This is a genomic window from Streptomyces beijiangensis (assembly GCF_017315755.1).
GTDB classification, from domain to species: Bacteria; Actinomycetota; Actinomycetes; order Streptomycetales; family Streptomycetaceae; genus Streptomyces; species Streptomyces beijiangensis.
Genome location: NZ_JAFLRJ010000053.1, coordinates 1 through 4,326 on the forward strand (window position 1 = coordinate 1; position 4,326 = coordinate 4,326).

At 69.5% G+C, this 4,326-nt stretch carries 4 protein-coding genes; 2 read left to right on the top strand and 2 right to left on the bottom strand.

The features are described from left to right. On the top strand, nt 1-727 hold a 727-nt coding region (locus J0695_RS06320; RefSeq protein WP_505383604.1), incomplete at its 5' end, for an MFS transporter. A 21-nt stretch (nt 728-748) separates the two neighbouring features. Beyond that, a complete protein-coding gene (locus J0695_RS06325; protein WP_206960844.1) occupies nt 749-1,681 on the top strand; it encodes a DUF8829 domain-containing protein in 933 nt (310 codons plus the stop codon). A 77-nt stretch (nt 1,682-1,758) separates the two neighbouring features. Here the strand turns inward: J0695_RS06325 and ptsP are convergent, their stop codons facing one another. Further along, a complete protein-coding gene (gene ptsP / locus J0695_RS06330; RefSeq protein WP_206960845.1) occupies nt 1,759-3,429 on the bottom strand; it encodes a phosphoenolpyruvate--protein phosphotransferase in 1,671 nt (556 codons plus the stop codon). A gap of 77 nt (nt 3,430-3,506) precedes the next feature. Then, a complete protein-coding gene (locus J0695_RS06335) occupies nt 3,507-3,956 on the bottom strand; it encodes a PTS sugar transporter subunit IIA (RefSeq protein ID WP_206960846.1) in 450 nt (149 codons plus the stop codon). Nucleotides 3,957-4,326 lie beyond the last annotated feature (370 nt).

The window sequence follows — 4,326 nt, forward strand, 5'->3', positions numbered from 1 at the left end:
CAGCTTCGCCGCCGCGGCGGCCCTCACCTTCCGCTGCGCCGAACCGCCCTCCCCCTCCCGAACCGTCACCGGCTCCTCGCACCCGGTCCCGGCCGCCCCGGCCCCCAGCCCCTGGCGCGACCGCAGGTACCTCCTCTTCACCGCCACCGAGGCGGCGCTCTTCCTCGACGACGCCGTACTGCAGGTCGGCATGCCCCTGTGGATCGTCCACGCCACCGACGTACCGCACGGCATGGTCCCGCTTCTCATGGTCCTCAACTGCGTCCTGGTCGTCCTCTGCCAGGTCCCGCTGTCCCGCTTCGGGAGCACACCGGAGAAGGCCTGCGCTCTGCTTCTCCCGCTCGTCGCCTGCTTCGTCGCAGGCTGCGCGGCCATGACCGTCTCGACCGCGGGTGGCACGGGGCTGGCGATCGCCGCCCTCACGTGCGCGGCCGTCGCCTTCACCTTCGCGGAGATACTCCACTCCATCGCCTCGTGGGAGCTCTCCGTGGCGCTCGCCCCCGGCGACGCCCAGGGCGCCTATCTCGGAGTGCACGGCCTGTCCTCCTCGGCCCAGCGCAGTGGGGGCCCGCTGCTGGTCACCGCGGTCATCGCCGCGGGCCCCTTCGCCTGGCCGCTGTTGGGCGCGGGGGTGATCGCGATGGTCGCGGCCCAGCGCCGTCTCGTACGGAACCGGCTGCCGCAACGGGCACTGTCAGTGGCCCCGGTTACGGTGAGTGAGCATTGATCGCAGCGCACAGGGGGAGACATGGCGCAGACGAACAACACGACGAACCGCACGACGAACCGCACGAAGAACCGCACGACGCAGCGGTCCAGGTCCCTGCGGCGCGCACTGCGCCGTGAAGTGCCCAGCACCGTGGGCCTGCTGGCGGACGAGCAGGACTTCGCGGCGATGCGGTGCTACGACACCTTCGCCTTCGACGACCACCAGGTCTATCTCGACCAGATCGACGGCCTGCTGAGGTCCCTCACCTCGCAGGGCGTGCACACCACGGTCGCCCTCTTCGATCCGGCGGAGTACGCGGACTTCTGCGAGGCGTCCGGCCTCGACCCGGACTCCGCCGACAGCCGGACGCGCTTCACGGCGGACATCGCATCGGCCGGCGCCTGCGTCCTGTACGGCGGCCAGTCCATCGAGCACCTCGTTCCCCAGCTCATCAACGAAGCGGTGAACCAGGCAACCTGGGAGTACGCGACGATGCTCCTTGCCGGGCTGGGGGAGTGCGCAGACTGCGGCGCCGACGTCGGCCAGTCGGCGTTCGCCCAGGCCTCCCGTAGGTTGCTGCACCTGCTCGAAGGTGCGGGCCCCGGCGTCCACCATCTCGTATGCAGCGTGCCCACGGAGGACGAACCGCTCCTGGCCGTCCTCCACGCGGAACGGCTCACGGGACAGCCTGCCCGGCTCGACCACGCGGAGGGAGCCGCGTTCATCACGGTCCTCGCTGCGGGCATCGCGACCGAGAGCCCCGGGGGAGTGGTCCTGCGTACGAGCGGGCGGGGTGAGGCCGACCGGGTCCATGGCTGGAAGCTGAACGGGGGCCGACTGGCTCCGCTCACCGCCGGTGAGGTCTTCAACGCGTACTGCACGGACGCGGAAACCGGCGACCCGGTCGCCCCCGAATCGGGCGTCGAGTACTGCGCGGGCTTCGCGCTCCCCGAGGAAGAACCCCACCACTGAAACGTGAGGGGCTTCCCGCCGTCTCCGGCTGGAAGCCCCTCACGTTCAACTCGACTCACACGAGAGCCCGCAACCGGTCACTCGCCGGACAGCACCGCCTGAGCGGCGACACGGGCCTCTTCGGCCGTGTCCGCGGCACGGGCGGCAACCGCAGCGCGCTCGCACTGGGCGAGCGTGTACTTCGCGAGCGTCGCGCGCACATACGGAATCGAAGCCGCACCCATGGAAAGGCTGGTGATACCGAGCCCCGTGAGTACACAGGCGAGCAGCGGATCGGAGGCGGCCTCGCCACACACGCCACAGCTCTTGCCCTCGGCCGAAGCGGCCTCGGCCGACATGGCGATCAGGTCGAGCAGTGCGGGCTGCCACGGGTCCTGCAGACGGGACACCGCACCGACCTGACGGTCGGCGGCGAAGGCGTACTGCGCGAGGTCATTGGTGCCCAGGGAAAGGAACTCGACCTCCTGCAGAATCGACCGCGCCCGCAGAGCGGCTGACGGAATCTCCACCATCGCGCCGAACTTCGCCTGCAGCCCGGCCTCGCGGCACGCGTCGGCGAACGCCTTGGCGTCGATCCGGTCGGCCACCATCGGTGCCATGACCTCGAGGTGGACCGGAAGCCCCTCGGCAGCCTTGGCCAGCGCGGTGAGCTGAGTGCGCAGCACATCGGGGTGCTCAAGGAGCGAACGCAGCCCGCGCACGCCGAGTGCCGGGTTGGGCTCGTCGGCCGGCGTCAGGAAGTCCAGCGGCTTGTCGGCGCCGGCGTCCAGCACCCGCACCACCACACGGCCCTCGGGGAAGGCCTCGAGCACCGCGCGGTACGACGCGATCTGCTTCTCCTCCGACGGCGCCTTGGCGGAGTCGTCGAGGAACAGGAACTCGGTACGGAAGAGACCGACGCCCTCGGCACCTGCCTCGACCGCCGCGGGCACATCGCCCGGACCGCCGACATTGGCGAGCAGCGGCACCTTGTGCCCGTCCGAGGTGGCACCGGGCCCGCTCGAACCGGCCAGCGCCGCCTTGCGCGCGGCCGCGGAGGCCTCCATCTCCGCACGCTTCTCGGCGCTCGGCTCGACGAAGAGCTCCCCAGTGCTGCCGTCCACGGCAATGAGCGTGCCCTCGGCCAGCTCACCCGCGCCCGGGAGGGCGACGATGGCGGGAACGCCCAAGGCACGCGCCAGAATGGCGCTGTGGCTGGTCGGCCCGCCCTCCTCGGTCACAAAACCGAGGACCAGCGTGGGGTCCAGAAGCGCAGTGTCGGCGGGGGCGAGATCCCGCGCGATCAGAACGTAGGGCTCGTCGCTGTCCGGCACGCCCGGCATCGGAACGCCGAGCAGCCGCGCCACGATCCGGTTCCGTACATCGTCGAGGTCCGCAACGCGTCCCGCCATGTACTCACCGGCGCCGGCCAGCAGTTCCCGGTAGTGCGAGAAAGCGTCGTACACCGCCCGCTCGGCGGTGGACCCGACGGCGATCCGCCGGTCGGCATCGACCATGAGCTCGGGGTCCTGGGCAATCATCGCCTGGGCCTCGAGCACGTGCTGTGCCTCGCCACCGGCCAGATTGCCACGAGCAATCAGGTCAGCTGCCACAGCTTCCACGGCCTGCCGAGCGCGCCCCTGCTCGCGGTCGGCCTCCTCCGGCGGAATCTGCTTGGCCGGCGGCTCGAGAACTGCCGTGCCCATGTGCCGAACCTCGCCGATTGCCACACCGTGGCTCACGCCGACGCCTCGCAGCGTTGTCTGCATTTCACCCGTCTCCGATTGTTGCGGCGAACCGTTTCGCCGCGGTGGATGTCCAACTCGCCGTCGTGACGGCGCCGATGTCACTGCCAGGTGAAGAGAACGTCGTCGACCTTGACGTCGCCGTCCTCACGGACGTCGGAGAGGGACTCTGCGGTGGCCTCGAGTGCCACGATCGGGCACACCGGAGACTTGCCCGCAGCCTCGACGGCCGCCGGGTTCCACCGGACGATCTCCTGGCCGCGCTTCACAGTGTCGCCCTTGTTGACGAGCAGCTCAAAGCCCTCGCCATTGAGCTGAACGGTGTCGATACCGAGGTGCGTCAGCACACCGTGCCCCTGGTCGTCCACGACGACGAAGGCGTGCGGGTGCAGGGAGACGATGATGCCGTCGACCGGGGACACGGCCGCGGACGGCTCGCGTACGGGGTCGATAGCGGTGCCGGGGCCCACCATCGCGCCGGAGAACACGGGGTCCGGCACTGCGGCGAGTCCGATGACGCGTCCGGCGAGCGGGGATGTCACGCTGGTCATAGGGAGCCTCCCAGGGGATGGAGATTCGTGTGCCGCCGTCGCTACCTGTCCAGGACGGCGTACTGTTCAGAAGGGTAAGTCATAAGAAGTCCCGGTTCCGCACGAGAGCGACCGGTTGGCGGACCTAGGGGCGTACCGCAAACGATTTGCCTCGTCTGCTCACGCCCTGTACTGTCGTACTCCTGCCTGACCCCAACGCGACTTTGAGTCGGGGGTCGGCGGCCTCTAATAAGCCAAGATCCTAACCCGGATTCCGCTTCTGCATGTCTGCAGAATGGGTGGTCAGGGAGAGCGAAAAGGCCTGATAGAGTAGTGGAACACCGAATGGGAAGCGCCCGGAGGAAAGCCCGAGAGGGTGAGTACAAAGGAA